Genomic DNA, 16317 nt, shown 5'->3' with positions numbered 1-16317 from the left:
TCAGTATTCGTAATTCTTATGGTTTCGCTCATCGTAGCCGCCGCCGAAAACGGCGTAATCGGCCGGCAGGGCCAGTTACCCTGGCAATTGCCCGACGACCTCCGGCACTTCAAGGCCCTGACCATGGGCCATCCCATCGTGCTGGGCCGCCGTACCTTCGAAAGCATTGGGCGGGCGCTGCCGGGCCGCACCAATATTGTAGTAACGAGCCAGTCGGCCTGGCCGGCCCCGGCCGGCGTGCTGCTGGCCCACTCGCTGCCCGAGGCACTGGCGCTGGCCGCTGCCCAGCCCGGCGGCGAAGAAGTGTGCGTGATTGGCGGAGGCGAAATCTATCGCCAGGCCCTGCCCGCGGCCGATGTCGTACACCTTACCGAGGTCCATACCTCCATTCCCGATGGTGATGCCTTTTTCGCGCCGCTCTCTCCCACCGAGTGGCGTGAGGAAACCCGGGAGCGCCATGCCCCCGACGATAAGCACGCCGTGGCTTACAGCTTCGTGACGCTACGCCGCCGCTAATACTTTATCCGGCTCGCCGGCGCGGGAACGGCAGTGGGCGCGGCGGCAGAAGCCAGCTTGGCTCCTACCCAGCGCCCAAGCCAGCGGGCTGCCGCGTGGCTGGGCCTGTCGACCCACCGGTAAAAAAGCTCGGCACTGCCAGCCAGCACCAGCCCCGACGATACCAGCATCAGCCCGAAGCTGGCATGATAGGAAAAAAACCCGCGCAGCCACAAGAACAACCACGCCGAAACTGTCCCAAGCACCAGAAAATGGGTCAGATACAGGGCAAAGGCCCGCCGGCCTACCCGGCGCAGCCAGGGTGCCATCGTGAGCTGGCGCAGCCGGCCCGAGAGCAGCACGGCCGCCAGCAGCGCTGCGGCGCCAAGCGTGTGGTAGATATCGACCGTGCGGCCCGCCCCCACACCAGGTAGCGCCAGCCACACATAGGCTGCGTGCATGGGCGCGGCGTAGTACACCTGGGGGTGGCTGGTAGTAAAAAAAGCCACCAGCAGTAAGCCCACAATCAGCCTTCGGCGCGTCCGGGCAGCCAAGCGGGCCACCCACCCCTGCCGGTAAATATCGAAAAGCCCCAGCCCCAGCAGAAAGCCCACGTAGTAAAAGTCGAGTCGGCTCAGGGTAATGCCCAGCGCCAGCGCAGCATACAGGGCCAGCCGCCACGAAAGCCCACCGGCAAAAGCCAGCAGACCCAGCACCAGCAGCGAGCCAAACCACTCCACCATCATTGTCCACAGCACGGGGTTATAGAGGGCCTCCCCCTGCACCATTACTCCAAACAGCATGTCGCGCACCCACTGGGCCAGCGCCGGCACCACGTGCCAGAACGAGCCAAACCAGGCCGCCCCGGTAGCGGCGGCGGCCTGCTCATTGTAGAAGCCATGCACCCGCAACAGCGCATAGCCCATTGCCACGCTGACAGCTACCGGAAGACCCAGGCGCACGTAGCGCCGCACCAGCTGCGCCAGCAAGGTGCGCCACCCCCGCGGCGCGTGGGCTGTCGAAGCCGCCAGCACCAGTCCGCTTAGCACAAAGAAGAAGCACACCCGAAAGTTGAGCAGCACATGCACCGGAGAGCCGGCAAACCAGGTTTCCCACCTGCCCGGCAGGTGCGCCGTGTTGGCCATACCCGTCATGCTGGTGGGGTAAAAAGCGGCCGAATAGTGGTGAGCGATAACGACCAGCGCCGCGAACCCACGCAGGCCATCCAGAAACTCAAGCCGCCCCGGCACCGGGGAAATACTTTTTTCAGAAACACGCCACTGGCTAGCAGGCATATAGGCTATTTCGGTTTATTGTAGTAAAAAACCCCTTTCCTACAAAGGAAAGGGGTTTTATTGCCGGGGCGAGTCGGCAGTCAGCCTTTTGCGGTTTTAGCGCAGCAGCACGAGCTTGCCCCAGTCGTTTTTGAAGGCCTGGTCGCCGGCCGTGCTGAACTTCTTATACTCGCCGGTAGGGTCGTCGATAGACACCCGGTAGAGGTAGGTGCCGTTGGCCAGGCGGTCGCCGTACTGGTCGGTGCCGTCCCAGGCATAGTCGGTTACGTTATTGCCGATGTGCAGCGCGCCCAGCTCACTCATAAAAATCTCGCGCACCACGCGGCCCGTGAGGGTCATAATCTGGATTTTCATGTTGCGGGGGAGCTCATTTCCGGTCAGCGTAAACACAAATTTCGCCTTGCTCGTGACCGGGTTCGGGTACGGAAACACGTTGGAAATCATGGAGGCACCTATTACCTGAAACCTTACCTGGTAATCCTGGGTGCCGGCGGCCGAGTTCGAGGCGTTGCGCCCTTGCACCCGCAGCGTGTACAGGCCATCGTCGAGGGGCTTGCTCAGGCCGGGCCGGTACTCCAGCTTAGCCAGGCTGCCCGACGAGACATCGACGCTGAACTGCACCGAAGCCCCATTCACATCGACTGGCACGGCAGTTTGGCCGTCCTTCTGCAAAAACAGCGTAAAGGCCGAGGCATCCTTGATGAGCCGCAGCTTATCGGCATCCTTCAGCTGAATATCGATGACCGGGCGCGACGATACCAGCTCGCCATCCAGAATATGACGGCCATCAAAGGCGACATCGAGGGTGGGCGGCACGCTGTTATCGCGCACCGTAAAGGCATTCAGTCGCAGCTCATTATTAAAGTAATAGAGCTCCGGCTGCAGCTGAGGATTGACGAATATATGCGGAATAAGGTGGCCGAACACGCCGGTTACGTCCATCGTCACATTCACCGTAGCCGTGTCGTAAGGGGCCGGTACATGCGGAAACGGAATGAGCTTTTTGGTACTGGCCACGGGCAGGCCGGTGGTCGCATTCAGAAGCTCCACCTGGAGCTGGAGCGGATTGGCAAACGCATCCGACGACACGTTGTCGAACCTCACGGGGAAGTTGAGCTTGCCCGTAGCGGCCTGGTTGCGCAGGGTGGTAGAGTCGTACTTGATAGCGGCCACCAGGTCGCGGCGTACAACCCCTTCGGGCACCCCTTTATAGGTAATAAGCCACTGCCTGAGCTGCGGCGGCACCCGGTTTACCGAATCGCGCAGCGATAGCTGCAGCTGCATATACGGATACGTGGTAGCCGAGTAGCCCGTTAGGTCCAGGTTCTTCGTCTTCACGTTGGCATTGAGCACCGTGGCTTTGTTGTTGGCATCAATGCCCACCAGCTGCAAGGTGTAGTGGGCCGTCGGCGTTACCGGCTTTATCACGTTAAACAGCGTTTGCCACTGCTGGGCCGGGCCAATGAGCGTGCTCGTAATTGTCCCCGCCTGGCCAGGCGTGGTAAGCTGCGTCGTAAACTCCACGCCTTGGCTGTAAGCCGGCAGCGGCTGAGTGCGGTCGGGGCCCGCCTCCTGAATTAGCCGGCCGCCGCTGGCCCGCTTTTGGGCTACCAGGGCCCAGGGGTCGCCATTTTTGAGCTGGGTTATCAGCTTGCTGCCGAGCAGGGTGCTAAACGAGCTGCCCAGGATGGGCAGCAGGCTGGCATACCGCAGCCGGTTGATGCTGATAATAGCCACGTAGGCACCATCGGGCACATTGCTCAGGAAGGTTTTAAGCTGATTCTGGCGGACCACGCTGTTGTTAAGGTTGTCGAGCGTATCGCTAGTCCCTGCAAAATGATAGAAGGGTTGAGTTGGCAGCCCGCAGGTCAGGTAAGGCCCACCCTGGGTAATGTTGAGGCGCTGCAGCGAATGCTCGTCGAGCACGGCTATTACCAGGTTGGGTGATTGGATGGCACAATCAATGCCCGGAGGCTGCAGCGGGTCGGTGATGATACCGTAGCCACTCTTGATATTGAAGGTGGGCACGCCCGATACGGCCCCCCGCCCACCGTACGCAGCGTTAGCTGCTGCTGCTGCGTGGGAAAAGTCCACTGGTTGCCAGGTGTCGCAACGGCTACGCCCTGCAGCTGGTCGCGGTTAAACTGTCCGTTGTGGCTCTGCGACCAGCCATCGGCCACGGCCTTGGTTATCACCCGGAACGAGCTGACTTTCCAATTGCCATCTTCCTGAGGGCCAGGCGTAGTAAAGCGCGCGCGCCAATACCACACCACCGAATCGCGGCCGGCCGCGGGCTTCAGCTCATCAGCCCCGGTGGGCGTCCAGCTGGCTACTACGGCGGCCTGCACATTCAGCTTGCTTCTCAGGCCCTTGCTATCGAAGGTAGCTACCGAGTCGACCTGAAAGTCGTAGCCCCGCGTGGTACCCGCCAGGTCGTTGCTTTGGGCAACCAGGCGGGGGGTGGTAGTTGGCACAATGGCAAACTCGGTGGGCGTCAGCAGGGTTACGCCGCCCTCCAGAAAGGTATAGATAAGCGAAGCCGAGTTGTTGTTTTCGTTAAGCTCAGCCACCTTATTCTGGTAATCGAGCTCAACCAAAAACTTGTTGTCGCCAAATACATTGCCCGAGTTGGGAATAGTAATGGTATAGGTGGTATCGCGCTGCCAGGCCTGGCGCACGGTTGCAAAGAAAGTATCGGGCTTGCGGCCATTCTGAGCCGAGTAGGTGCGGGTAACGCGTATCTCGATAGGGTCGAAGGTGATGCGACCAGGGTTACTCACCGAAACTATCAGCTGGAAGCTGCTGGCCGTGGCGGCCACCGGGTTGGGCGAGATGGTAACGCCATTGGCAATAAAATCGGGCGCGACGGGCGCGTAGAGGCGCAGGGCCGGGTCGCCCTGCCAGAGCGTGGCCAGCAGGTCGACGGCACCGGCGGGGTTATGCAAAAAGGGGGTTAAATTTTGCAGCTGACGCACGACTTCCGCCCGCACTTCGGCGACGGGCCGCCCAAACCAGGTGGGATTATTAAAGAGCAGCTCGTGCAGCTTCTGCTGCGCCGGGTGCAGCAGGTAGGCAAATGACAAGTCGGTTTGCGAGAGCAGGCCCACGGCTCCTTTGCTGGGGGCCAGCATCCAGTCGTTGCCAAAGGTGCTGGCCACTACAAAGCACTGCCCCACCTCACAGCCATCGTACATCATTACCGGGTAGCGGCCGGCATTGTGGTAGTTGCTGACCGGGTCGTTGATGTTGCCGATGTTGAGGTCAACCGAGTTGATGGAGCCGTGCCCGAAGTACGAGATAAGCGACAGGCCGTTATTTACCTGGTCCGATATATTAATACTGGTAGGTAGAATACCAGATTTCTGGTAGGTAGTAACCGTGCCGCCAAACAGGGGCCGCTGAATCTGCTGCTTATAGATATTAAGGTATCCGGCAAACTCGGCAAAGTCGCTCGCATTCGCGCCGCCTACCAGATGCACGACATTCTTGCGCCAGTCCTCGGGCCCCAGGGCCTCGTGCTCTTTCAGCTTATTCAGATACGCCATCACATCCTGCGGAGTGGTGGCCGCTACGCGCCCGGTAGGCAGGCGCGGCACGTAGTTGTCGTGCTGCCAGTCGCTGGATAAAATGTTATCGGAAGACGCGCGCGATGAGGTCGGCACTAGGTCCTGGCCCAAATCACCCAGTATGCGCGTAGTGCTGTACGTTGATGCCCCCAGCGTGGTGGTCGGAATGGGGTCGCCGGGGTTATCGGCGCGCGTGTCTGGTGCCAGCGCCTTGCCCAGCAGCAGCAGGTACTGCGTCCGGGTGGGGCTGTTGGCCGCCAGCCAGAGGGCAAAGTGACGCAGGCCCATAAGTGAGCGCTCGCCGTAGTGAAACTGGTCGTAGAGCAGCGGGGCCGTCACCATCAGCGTATCGTAGCCGCCGCCCGCGGCCGAGGCCCGGTAGTTGGCATAGGCCCGCGCCGCATTAGGCTCGCTGCCCGCCGCCTTCATCAGCTTGGGGTGGGTGATAATGATGAAATTGGGTTTGGCCGGATTTATAGTGCGAAAGTGTACCGGCTGCGGGGCAGGCGGCACCAGCGGCTGCGCCCCGTCGGCCAGCAGCAGCTGGCGCGTGCTCGCCGCCGTAGCGTTCGGAAACACAAAGCGGCGGGCCGTGCTGCCCAGCGTTTGGGCGGCAGTGGGCGCAATGCGCTGCACGTTCCAGGGGTCCTGAATATCGTAGCCGTTTACCGTGGCCGGAATATTATCAATCTCATAGGTAGCCGGCCCTCCCAAAAGTGAATCGTTTTGAAACCACAGGCTGCGGCGGTCGCTAAACCAGCGGTTTTCCTGCGGGGCCGTCAGGCGCAGGTAGCCGTAGCGAAAGGCATCGTACACCGGCCCCGTACCCTGATTAAGCACGCTGCCGTTTACCTGAACAATTCCCGCGCTGCTGATGTCACTGCGCTGCAGCGTATAGCGCGCCCGGGCAGCGCTGAAATTCGGGTAACTCAGTATTGATAGGGGCCGCACAGTAGTCGTACCCGGTTGCAGCACGCCCAGGCTGGTAGTATGGTAGCCATTGGCGTGGCTGGGCACGCTGGCCCCCGCTACCAGCACTTCGGCAGTGGGCAGCGGCGAGGCCGGGTCGGTTACTACCGCTCGCAGCAGGCTGTCGTTTTTAGCCGTGGTATTGCCGTAGGACCCAAAAAAGCCTTCTCCCCTTTCCAGCCACGGCAGGCAGGTATTATAATCGGTATCGGGGGCCTCCATGTAGCTGTCATAATACACGGTGCGCACCGCCTGAATGCGCCAAGCATGCGGCGTGCCACCCGCTACCACCGGCTGAGCCATGCGCTTGCCCAGGCGGGCATTGCTCCAGGTCAGAAAATAGGTAGCCGTATCGGTAAAGAAGCTATAGAATGGATGGGCCTGGTCGCTGGGTTTCTTATATAAGGCACTGTCCAGCCGCCCGTCGTTGCGCTGGCCATAAAATTCCAGGTACGTGGTATTATCCAGCGTAGCCGAATTGCCACCCTGGTAAACCGCTACCTCCTTGCCCCGCCGCCACAGCTGGAGCTGCGTGGGGGCCACGCCGCCCAGGCCGCTGAGCTTGCTCAGGTAAGCGTAGTCGAGGCGATAAAGCCCGTTGCGCCATACCTTAAACTTGTAGTAAGCCTGGCCCTGCACTATCCACTCGTTGCCGTAGCGGCCCGACTGCGCCTGCGCCGCCTGCCCGCCCAGCACGGCCAACAGCAGCAGGCAAACGCGCAGGGCCCGAAGCATGTGCTGCCCGGCAGCTGAGTATCTTTTTTTCATAATATATTATATTTTATATAATACTCTTAATTTATCATCGGCATGCCCGTGGCCCGGCTGCCCAGGCCGTAGCCCAAGCTCACGATAAGCGAGTTGGTTTGGGAGGTAGAGCCCTGGTTTTCGACAGCCAGGCGCGACAAAGCCAGGTCTACGCGCAAGCCATTGATGGCGACGCCCGCACCCAGGCTGTACTGGCCCTTCCACTGCTGCTGCAAGTCAAAGTTCTGGATTTTCTGATAGTTGCCGGCCCCACCCCGCAGAAATACCAGGCTGCGGTAGCCTACCTCAACCCCCACGCGTGGGTCAACGCTCACGGGCTTGGCCGAAATAAGCGTGTTGCGCTGGCCATCGGTAGTGGCTTCGAGGTCGGCAGCCACCAGGGCCGTAAACTGGGCCGGCAGCTTAAACTGCCGGCCCGCCCCCAGCACCAGGCGCGGCAGCGTTAGCTCGGTGCTGTTGGTCGGAATAGCCTCACCTGGTATCGCATTGGCCTTAAACTTATCGGCATCAATGCTCCAGGCGTTGAAGGTAGTGGTGATATCGCGGGCCATCAGGCCCAGGCGCCAGCCCTTGTGGTTGTACTGCAAGCCCACATCTACCCCAAAGCCGTAGGCATTGGCAAAGCTGCCCACGTTGCGGTAGATGAGTTTGCCGCTGCCGCCCACGCTCAGGCCTTCGGGCCCCAGCTTGCGGGCGTAGGAAAGCAGGAGCGCGTAGTCGGCCACCGAGAAATACGTAATCTTGTCGTATTGAATATACCCGTACTCGTTGATGAGCGCCCGGGTATCGGCGATGTTATCGACGCCCGAGCGCAGCAGGGTTACCCCAATGGCGCTTTTATCGTCGAGCGGCATAGCAAAGGCCGCGTAGTCGTTTTTTACCACCCCCGAAAACAGCTCCGAGTGCATCAGCACGCCGTCGTACCTGGCCGTGACAGCGGTAAGGCCGGCGGGGTTCCAGTAGCCGGCAGTGGCATCGGTAGCCAGGCTCACCTGCACTTTGCCCATGCCCAGCGAGCGGGCACCGGCGCCCAGGTTAAGGAATTCGTCGCTGTACTTGGGGGCGCTGGTTTGGGCCATAGCCGGCGCGGCAGCCAGGCCCAGCCATACACTCAGCCCTAGTAGAGCCACCCACGGGCGGCAATTGGCGAAAAGTTGGAGCATAGAAAAATAAAACCCGATAAATAGTCGGTGCGGCAACGCAAGTTACTGCCGGATAGTGCGTAGTGACCACCTCTGGCTAAGGAACTCCCGCTCAGATGGCTGATTTTCGAGAAGTTATCTCAGTAACCCTAAGCTACCAGGCAACTAAATAGCAAAAATCTAATACTCTCTTGCTTATCAGAGATATTTTTTTTCGCAAAAAGGAACAAAATTTTTTACACCAAGTATTATGCAATACAAAGTACCTGCCGTACATTTGTACAGTTCCTCACCTACTACTAGCCCATACCGCCCATGAAACTAGAGAACACCCAGGTGCAGATGCGCAAAGGCATCCTCGAATTCTGCATCTTGGAGATTATTGGCCGCGGGGAGGCCTACGCCAGCGACATGCTGGAGGAGCTGACCCAGGCCCGCATGATAGTGGTAGAGGGCACCCTCTACCCACTGCTCACGCGCCTCAAGAATGCCGCGCTGCTCGACTACGTCTGGAAGGAGTCAACCTCCGGCCCGCCCCGCAAATACTACACGCTTACGGAGGCCGGCCGCCAGTTTCTGGAGGAGCTGCGCCAGACGTGGGAAGAGATGGCCCTCTCGGTGGGCATTATCCGCCAGCCCCGTCGCACTACCTAACCCCTGCTTTTTCAGCTACCCTTTCTTTCTCCGAATTCAACCTGCCGCGCTTCGCGCCTGCGGCCCTTCCCATGAAAAAGAACATCAGCATCAACTTGCAGGGTATCATCTTTCATATTGAAGATGATGGCTTCGAAGTGCTTAGCCGCTACCTTCAGGAGGTGAAGGCGCACTTCGCCAGCTACCAGGGCCACGAAGAAATCGTGGCCGACATTGAGGGCCGCATTGCCGAGCTGTTTTCGGCGCGCCTCTCGGTTAATAAGCAGGTTATCACCCTGCAAGACGTGGAGGAAATGACCGCCAAGATGGGCCGGGTGAGCGACTTCCAGTCGTCGGCCGACGAGGATGAGGAAGCTTATGCCGAGCCGGCCGCCGCCGGCACTGGTGCCGGCCGCGCTTTTGCCGGTGGCCCCACTCCTACCCCGGCCGATACCGAGCCGCGCCGCCTCTACCGCGACCTGGCCCACCGTAAGATTGCGGGCGTGTGCGCCGGGCTGGCCCAGTACTTCCGGGTGAACCCACTGCTGGTGCGCCTCATTTTCCTGGCTTTGGTGCTGCTGCCCAACGTTTTCGGGGTTTATGACCACATTCCCGGCACCGGCATATTTCGCCACCGCTTCGACTTTGGCGGCCTGGCCCTCATCGCCTACGTAGTGCTGTGGATAGCCCTGCCCAAGCGCGACGATGCCCCCGAACCAATTGATACGCTGGATTTTGGCGGCAAGCTCACCGGCCGCAAGCTCTTCCGCGATGTCGACAACGGCAAGGTCGGCGGGGTATCGGCCGGACTGGCCGCGTATTTCCAGACCGACGTGGTGCTGGTGCGGGTACTCTTTCTGATTGGCTTGTTTCTGGGCGGCTCGACGTTTATCATCTACTTAATACTCTGGGCCGTGGTGCCCGAAGCCCGCACCGTATCGGAGAAGATGCAGATGCGCGGCGACGCCGTCACGCTCTCGGGCATTGATAATAACCTGCGCTCCAATGCTTTTGATGGCGAGGTTCCCCCAACCCCCAACCGCCCGCTGGGCACTTACCTCGAAACGGCGGCCCGGGGTGCCCGGCCGGCCGTGAGCTTCTTGGGCACACTCATTCGCTGGGCGGTGGGGTTGCTGCTGATTTTTTGGGGTGGCAGCTGGCTGTTCAGTGTACTCATGGTGCTGGGCGCTTCCCTGAGCATTATTCCCTTTACGGCCGTGGAGCACACCAGCAACGGCTTTATGTTTGATGACAGCTTTGGGGCGCTGGTGCGCAACCTGCCGCCCTGGGGCGCGATAGCCGGGGGGCTGCTGCTGGGCATCCCGGGCCTGGGGCTGCTGCTGCTGGGGCTGCGCTTGCTGCTGCGCCGGCCAATATTGGGCCGCTCGGCGAGTGGAGTATTGCTGGGCCTGTGGCTGCTGGGCGTGGTAGGCTCGACGGCCGCCGGCTTGCAGGTGGCCCGCGATTTTCAGGCCAAGGACACTTATACCACTACCGTGCGCCTACAACCCATCGCTGGCCCCGGCATCGTGCTGGATTCGCGCAACGTGGAAGACCATTTTCAATGGGTTAACCTGAACCTAGCCCCGGCCGACAGCGGTGTGGCACCTTTCGTAGAAGAAGAATTCCGCGCCCGGGGCCGCACTGAGGAAGCCGCCCGCCTCACGGCTCAGCAGACGATTAATTACAACATCAGCCAGCGCGATTCGACCATCCTTTTCGACCAGGGCACTACGCTGAAAAGCAGCGCTCCCTTCCGCGACCAGAAGCTGACCCTGACCCTGCACCTGCCCCTGGACAAAATCTACCGCCTCACGCCGCTCTTTATCGAACACCTTGATGATAATGACTTTACCAGCGGCCACCGCCCGAGCCGCGACCGTGCCTACCGCGCCCGCTTTACCCGCGAGGGCAAGTTTGCCTGCCTCGACTGCCCGGCCTCGGCCGACAACAATGACGACGACAATGGCGACAGCCAGGACAGCGACAACGATGAAGTGGTGAACCTGGGCGTAAACGGCAGCAAGATGCAGGTGCGCGTGAACACCGACGGCGACAACCCGACGGTGCACATCCACACGGAGGCAGCCAAATTCAGCACCGAGCCCGCCTCTTACGGCAGTGGCCGCAAGACCATGAACAGCCCCGGTAATTTTACGGAAGTAGAAGTATACGGCGCCCTGCGCCTGGTAGTGCGCCAGGGCGACAGCTATAAAGTAGAAGCCGCCGGCCGCATCGAAGACCTCGACAAGCTGCGCCTCGATACTAACGGCGACCGCCTGGTGGTGCGCCAGCGCGGCGAGAGCTCCCTGCTTTCGGGCTTTAGCTTCAGCAGTCATCCTATGCTTGTTACCGTCACGATGCCACGCCTGGAGCGCCTCAATCTGAGCGGGGCGTGCCAGTCAGATATCAGCGGCTTTCATGACAACAGCCTGCACCTCGAAGCCAGCGGCGCCTCCACCAGCCGGCTCAACGTAACTGTGCCCCGCCTCGAGCTGGACCTGTCGGGGGCCTGCTCGGCCGACCTGAGCGGCCGGGCCGACGAGCTGCGCATCGATGGCTCGGGCGTGTGCCAGATTGAGGCGCTGACGCTGCAAACCACCCGCGCCAACGTGGAACTGGCCGGCATGTCGCATGCCAGAATTAAAGCCACCGACGAGCTAAAAGTAGACCTCAGCGGCAGCAGCAGCGTGCGCTACGCTGGCCGGCCCAGCCGCATCGAAAAAGACCTCAGCGGTAGTAGCTCGCTCGAAGAAGTGCGGGACTAGTGAGTAATGGGTAATATTTATTACCCATTACTTATTTCATCCGCCTATCTGCTTGGCCTTATAACCTTCCTTCTGTAGAATTTCCAGCACTTTGGCGCGAAAATCACCCTGAATGACGATTTCCCCTTCTTTGGCGCTGCCCCCCACGCCACACTTGGTTTTGAGCAGCTTGCCTAACGTCTGCAAATCTTCCTCGCGCCCCGCAAAACCCGTGACGAGTGTTACCTGCTTGCCCCCACGCTGCTTTTTATCAAGCTGCACGCGCAATTGCTGCTGCTGGGGCGGCAGCGTGCTAGCCTCGGCCGGCTCGTCAGATTGGTAAGAGAAGTCGGGATTGGTGGAATATACCACTCCCTGGCGGCGCGACTGGTCTTTTTTCATGTAGGCAAAGGTCGGGATGCCGGACTTTCCCGGCCACTGGCTCCACTAAGAAAGGGCATTAGCCCCTGGCTAGCGTCCTTTCTTAGTGGAGTGGAGGGTATAACTTCCTAAACGGCGACCTTCTCCTTAGCCAATGCAGCGGCAATACCATCCCACAAGGCCACGCGGGCGGCCATACCCTGTCGGGCGGCCTCGGTGGCCTGCTGCCAGCGGGCGGGGTCGAGGCCGCAGAGGTCGCGCACCATCTGCTGAGCCAGCGGCGCGTGGTGGTCCTCATCGAGCTCGATGTGGCGGTTGAGGTAGTAGGTAAGCGTGTCGAGCTGGCCCGGAAAGCGCCGCCCCAGGTCAGCAATCAGGCTTCGGAACATATCCGGAATTACATCCTCGCGGCCAAAGGTAAAAGCCGCTGCCACCGCATGGGGTTGCCCGCTAGTAATAACGTCAAATGTCTGTTTCACAAACGCCTGCACACTGGCCGGCGCCTGAGCTACTACCAGCGCGGCGGGTAAGCTGGCTCCTTCGGCCAGAGCAGCCAGCAATCGAGTTATCGGGGCAGTATCGGCCCCGCACTCCTGCATGGCCCGCAGGTACAGCTCAAAGTGGCTGGCCGGCCGCCCCTCGGGGTCCACATCAGTTTCCTCTTCCAGCACAATCTCGTTGATAAGGCGGCGCGTAGCCGGATTACCTTTCGGCACCCAGGGCAGCGTAGTACAGGTGAGGTCGCGCTGCAACGCTTTGAGCAGTGACATAAAATCCCATACCGCATATACATGATGCTCCATGAACAGGCGTAGGTCGGCCAGCGTCTCAATACGACGGTATACTGGGTGCGCTACCATCCGCTGACGGGCAGGCTGCAGCTGGGCTTGCAATTGCTGAATAAAATCCTGTGGCATTTTGGCCTAATATATATAAGATAATATATTTTTCACTTGGCGTTGCCGGGCACTCTGCACCACCAGCGACTACTCCTGGCCGGGTAGTGGATTGCCTACACGGCGACTTCCAGCGCCAACGGCAGCACTACCAGCTCAAAGTCGGTGGCATGGCCGAGGTAGTCGCCATCGGCGTGGTAGCCGATGGGAGCGGCGGCCCGCACTCTGGCGTGGCTGATGTGGCGATAGGCCGCTCCGCCGGTACGGGGCAGCGTGCCCAGGGCCATGCCAATTATTACCTGCACAGCCCGCCAGGGAGGCAGCGCATCAATCAGGCACATATCGAGCAGGCCATCCCGGAGGTCAGCCTGCGGCGCGATGTAGGCATTATTACCATACTGCGAGGCGTTGGCGAAGGCCAGCACGTAGCAATCGGTAGCCAACGTTTGGCCATTGGTTTCGACCCGCACGGGCACGGGCCGGAAGTGGCCATACTCACGAAACGTCACGCGCAGATACGTGCTCACCCCCCTGGTACCAGCCTGCGCAAAATGTTGACTCACATGCGCGTCAAAGCCCAGCCCCGCCGTACAGAAAAACGGGTGCCCATTTATAGTACCGACATCTATGCGGCTAAAGACAGCCTGGCGCAGCCGGCGCAGGGCAGCCGGCAAGCCCAGCGGCACGCGCAGGTGGCGGGCCAGGCCATTGCCCGAGCCGCGGGGCACAATACCCAGCGCCGTGCCCGTCTGGCCGAGCAAGCCCTGCCCTACCTCGTTCACTGTGCCATCGCCGCCCACGGCCACCACGATTCGGCAGCCGGCCTGCGCGGCTTCGCGGGCCAGCTGCGTGGCGTGGCCCGGCCCTTTAGTGGGCCAGAGCAGGTACTCGCTGCCCGCCCGGCCCCCAAAGTAGCGGGCTAGTAGCACCGGGAAGTCGGCCCGCCGACCCGTACCCGCTACCGGATTAAAAATAAAGCAAATCTGCGGCATAAGCGCGCGCTGCCCCTTGGCGGCAACATTTCTCAGGAAAAAACAAAAAGGCCTGCCTAGCAGGCAGGCCTCTTCAAACTATACCTGGCCAACAACCGCTGGCCGGGTAGCAACCAGGCAGCAACTAGTTAGCCCACCATTTTCTCACCCAGCTTCTGAATGAGGTCGGCGGTACGGGTCGAGTAGCCGGTTTCGTTGTCGTACCAGCCCACTACTTTCGCCAGTGTGCCATTGTTGGAAGTCAGCTCCGAGTCGAAGATGCACGAGTGCTTGTTGCCTACGATATCGATGCTCACCAGGGGGTCGGTGCTGTATTCAATAATGCCCTTCATAGGGCCTTCAGCCGCCTTTTTGATGGCAGCGTTAATTTCCTCCTTCGAGGCCTCCTTTTTCAGAATCACCGTCAGGTCGGTGGTAGAGCCATCTGGAATAGGCACCCGCATGGCAATACCATCGAGCTTGCCTTTCAGCTGGGGCAGCACCAGCCCCACGGCCTTGGCGGCGCCGGTGCTGGTAGGGATAATGCTGTAGGCAGCGGCCCGGGCGCGGCGCAGGTCTTTATGAGGCGCGTCCTGCAGGTTCTGGTCTGAGGTATAAGCGTGCACCGTGGTAATATAGCCCTTTTCGATGCCAAAGGCATCGTCGAGCACCTTAGCCATCGGGGCCAGGCAGTTGGTGGTGCAGCTGGCATTCGAGATAATAGTCTCGTTGCCAGTCAGGGTATCTTCGTTTACGCCCAGCACCACGGTCGGAATGTTGCCAGTAGCAGGTGCCGAAATAACCACTTTCTTCGCGCCGGCCGTGAGGTGCTGGCCTGCGCCGGCCTCATCCACAAAGCGGCCCGTGCTTTCGAGCACAATATCAACTCCCATTTCCTTCCAGGGAAGCAGCTTGGGGTCGCGCTCAGCCAGGGCAGCAATATGCTGGCCATTCACGGTCAGGCTATGCTCGTCGTAGACTACCGTGCCATCGAAGCGCCCATGCACCGAGTCGTACTTGAGCAGGTGAGCCAGGGTTTTGTTGTCAGTCAGGTCGTTGATGGCCACAATCTCCACGTTGTCGCGCCCGAGCAGCGACTTGAAGGTGAGGCGACCAATCCGGCCGAAGCCGTTAATGGCGACTTTGATTTTTGCCATAATATTGGAAAAAATAGGAAGAGTGGCGGGCCACTGCCGCAGCCCAAGTGATAACGCGCTACGAAGGTACGGTTGTCGGCGGCTTTGCCCGTTTCCGAACCTGAAGCGAATTGCCAGGAATAACACAATGGATACTCCTGCTGTTTTTTTCCAACTGAAAATCAGCGCCCTCTTCGCCCCTAATCACTTTTTTTATACCGCAGATTTGGTTCGCAAGCAAGTCCCCGTATCTTTGCACCATCAAAACGAACAACGGTCCGTTCGTCTAGGGGTTAGGACAGTAGATTTTCATTCTACCAACAGGGGTTCGATTCCCCTACGGACTACCAACTATGGCCTTCCTGCTAGCAGGAAGGCCATTTTTGTTTCTCGGATGTATCTCGGGGGACCCGTGAGGGGACCCTCGGGTCGGATTCAATTGCGGAGTGAATGGTTTAGAGGGGTATCGCAGGGCAGTTGAGCGAGGCATTGCGAGAATATTGCGCAGCCACCTTCCCTATGCTGAGCGAAATACTTGTGGCAGATTCAAGGTGAACGAGTAAGAGCCACTGTTCTGTGTCTTCCCTGCCGCTGTTGCTCAGCTGGTGCAAGCCTGGCTATCCGCACCGAATACTGCACTCAGCGGGTAATGAAGCTTAACTTTGGTTATTACGACTCGGTGCACGCTTGGTGATAGACCGCCGGTGAGTAACCAATCCTCCGACGCGTTACTATAGGTGGTCGCTGGGCTACCCCAATGCGGCACCATCACGGTGGGTAGCCTTCACAACGTACGCCCCGGCGCAACGCCAACTCGCCAGTCAGTTGTACTGAGTAGACTTGCCACAAATTTGGGATTTCTGAATACCTTAGCTCTGCGGTAGCTCACGCGCTCCAAGCGGCAGACTATCCATTATTTACACTACCCTTCCTTCGCTTCTACTAGTCGTCTATCTAATCGTCGTTTCTCCGCCTTCACACCAGGCACCATGACCGCGCTCCTACTGCGCCTTATGACAAACACCCTCGAAGCAAAAGCCTTCCAGCGCCTGGAAGAGCTTAGCCTCTTTATGCCGGAACTGGCCGAAGTGGTAGACATACTCAAGTCCGAACTGCGCCAGCTTTGCCACCACGGCGGCCCATGCCTGTCGGAACCGAAGCTCCTATCTAAGACCCAGCGCTGTAGCCCCCATACCTGCTGAACGGCTCGTTCAACCAAGTCAACGTGGTCAATACCCAGAAGATTAAAATCTGAAAGTCTGCCGCCCATAAGTTGACCTAGTAGTTCAGCGTGTACTACATAACGATGAGGCAAGCG

12 protein-coding genes and 1 tRNA gene are annotated in these 16317 nt (G+C 59.8%); 5 read left to right on the top strand and 8 right to left on the bottom strand.

Annotated features, from left to right (window positions below; translation table 11 throughout):
- Nucleotides 1–18 precede the first annotated feature (18 nt).
- On the top strand, nucleotides 19–516 hold the full coding sequence (locus tag F6X24_RS10665) for a dihydrofolate reductase (RefSeq protein WP_151087982.1): 498 nt from the start codon (nucleotides 19–21) through the stop codon (nucleotides 514–516).
- On the opposite strand, the gene F6X24_RS10660 is transcribed toward F6X24_RS10665, so the two are convergent.
- The 4 genes from F6X24_RS10660 to F6X24_RS10645 form a co-directional block, all read right to left on the bottom strand.
- A complete protein-coding gene (locus F6X24_RS10660) occupies nucleotides 513–1790 on the bottom strand; it encodes an acyltransferase family protein (protein ID WP_151087981.1) in 1278 nt (425 codons plus the stop codon). The genes F6X24_RS10665 and F6X24_RS10660 overlap by 4 nt on opposite strands.
- 96 nt (nucleotides 1791–1886) lie before the next feature.
- Entirely contained in the window at nucleotides 1887–3818 is a 1932-nt protein-coding gene (locus F6X24_RS10655) for an interleukin-like EMT inducer domain-containing protein (RefSeq protein WP_191906289.1), read from the bottom strand.
- Nucleotides 3722–7093, bottom strand: coding sequence for a putative type IX secretion system sortase PorU2 (porU2, locus tag F6X24_RS10650; protein ID WP_151087979.1), 3372 nt, complete (start codon nucleotides 7091–7093; stop codon nucleotides 3722–3724). Before porU2 ends, F6X24_RS10655 begins: the two co-directional genes overlap by 97 nt.
- Before the next feature lie 26 nt (nucleotides 7094–7119).
- A complete protein-coding gene (locus F6X24_RS10645) occupies nucleotides 7120–8256 on the bottom strand; it encodes a putative type IX sorting system protein PorV2 (RefSeq protein WP_151087978.1) in 1137 nt (378 codons plus the stop codon).
- A 294-nt stretch (nucleotides 8257–8550) separates the two neighbouring features.
- Here F6X24_RS10645 and F6X24_RS10640 point away from each other — a divergent pair, with 294 nt between their 5' ends.
- Nucleotides 8551–8889, top strand: a complete 339-nt coding sequence (locus tag F6X24_RS10640; RefSeq protein ID WP_151087977.1) for a PadR family transcriptional regulator — start codon at nucleotides 8551–8553, stop codon at nucleotides 8887–8889.
- Nucleotides 8890–8960: 71 nt separating this feature from the next.
- Entirely contained in the window at nucleotides 8961–11636 is a 2676-nt protein-coding gene (locus F6X24_RS10635; protein ID WP_151087976.1) for a GIN domain-containing protein, read from the top strand.
- Nucleotides 11637–11672: 36 nt separating this feature from the next.
- On the opposite strand, the gene F6X24_RS10630 is transcribed toward F6X24_RS10635, so the two are convergent.
- The 4 genes from F6X24_RS10630 to gap form a co-directional block, all read right to left on the bottom strand.
- Nucleotides 11673–12017: a translation initiation factor gene (locus F6X24_RS10630; RefSeq protein ID WP_151087975.1), complete on the bottom strand. Its 345-nt coding sequence runs from the start codon at nucleotides 12015–12017 to the stop codon at nucleotides 11673–11675.
- A 107-nt stretch (nucleotides 12018–12124) separates the two neighbouring features.
- Entirely contained in the window at nucleotides 12125–12913 is a 789-nt protein-coding gene (locus F6X24_RS10625) for a DUF3050 domain-containing protein (protein ID WP_151087974.1), read from the bottom strand.
- Nucleotides 12914–13008: 95 nt separating this feature from the next.
- On the bottom strand, nucleotides 13009–13884 hold the full coding sequence (locus F6X24_RS10620) for a diacylglycerol/lipid kinase family protein (protein ID WP_151087973.1): 876 nt from the start codon (nucleotides 13882–13884) through the stop codon (nucleotides 13009–13011).
- A 128-nt stretch (nucleotides 13885–14012) separates the two neighbouring features.
- Nucleotides 14013–15020: a type I glyceraldehyde-3-phosphate dehydrogenase gene (gap, locus tag F6X24_RS10615; protein WP_151087972.1), complete on the bottom strand. Its 1008-nt coding sequence runs from the start codon at nucleotides 15018–15020 to the stop codon at nucleotides 14013–14015.
- A 254-nt stretch (nucleotides 15021–15274) separates the two neighbouring features.
- Between gap and F6X24_RS10610 the strand changes: the two genes are divergently transcribed.
- Nucleotides 15275–15349: transfer RNA gene (locus F6X24_RS10610), tRNA-Glu, on the top strand.
- Between the two features lie 663 nt (nucleotides 15350–16012).
- Complete coding sequence (locus F6X24_RS10605) at nucleotides 16013–16201, top strand: hypothetical protein (protein ID WP_151087971.1); 189 nt, start codon at nucleotides 16013–16015, stop codon at nucleotides 16199–16201.
- The last annotated feature ends 116 nt before the right edge of the window (nucleotides 16202–16317 follow it).

This window comes from Hymenobacter baengnokdamensis (assembly GCF_008728635.1).
In the GTDB taxonomy this organism is placed as follows: Bacteria; Bacteroidota; Bacteroidia; order Cytophagales; family Hymenobacteraceae; genus Hymenobacter; species Hymenobacter baengnokdamensis.
This window is presented reverse-complemented; position numbering and strand designations above follow the sequence as displayed.